The sequence below is a fragment of the Oleiphilus sp. HI0067 genome, from assembly GCF_001635735.1.
The window spans coordinates 1-586 of sequence record NZ_LWFI01000474.1 but is presented as its reverse complement, the minus strand read 5'-3'; the positions used below and the strand labels follow the sequence as shown (position 1 = coordinate 586).

Annotated in this window: 1 protein-coding gene and 1 pseudogene; both read right to left on the bottom strand. The window is 45.6% G+C overall.

Annotated features, from left to right (window positions below; translation table 11 throughout):
- A pseudogene (locus A3739_RS05745) lies at nucleotides 1–317 on the bottom strand (dihydroorotase); the annotation flags it as partial.
- Nucleotides 314–586, bottom strand: a 273-nt coding sequence (locus A3739_RS05740; protein ID WP_197472090.1) for a phosphoribosyl-AMP cyclohydrolase, incomplete at its 5' end; no start/stop codon positions are given. The gene A3739_RS05740 and the pseudogene A3739_RS05745, both read right to left, overlap by 4 nt.

The window sequence follows — 586 nt, the reverse complement described above, 5'->3', positions numbered from 1 at the left end:
TGCAAGGCCTCTATGNTCGTAGTGGCCGGGCTAACATTCGGCATTTCCATATAGCTTGTAATACCGCCCGCCACAGCGGCTCGTGATTCAGTTTTAATACTTCCCTTATGCGTTAAACCCGGCTCACGAAAATGAACTTGATCATCGATCATTCCCGGCAAAAGCCAGAAGCCATGCGCATCAATGACTTTGTCATTATTCGAAGCAGTCAGGTTGCTTGAAATGGCCGCTATGCGATCATCTTTAATACGCACATCAAGCTCTTCAGCTTTCCCTTCATTTACCACCAAGGCATTCTTAATGAGTGTTGTGGTCATGATTGATAACCATCTCCTATTACATGTACAACTTGCGATTCTTGATCGGCTTTTAAGTAAAAACAGTTGGGTCTGAGAGTGTGACAAGCAGGCCCAACTTGCTCAGCAATACATAAAATGCTGTCGCCATCGCAGTCAAAATACATTTCACACAGTGCTTGGGTATGTCCGCTCGACTCCCCTTTTACCCAAAATGATTGTCGACTGCGCGACCAGTATGTGACCTTCCGCGTCTCAAGCGTTTTTTCAATCGCCTCTTTGTTCATCCA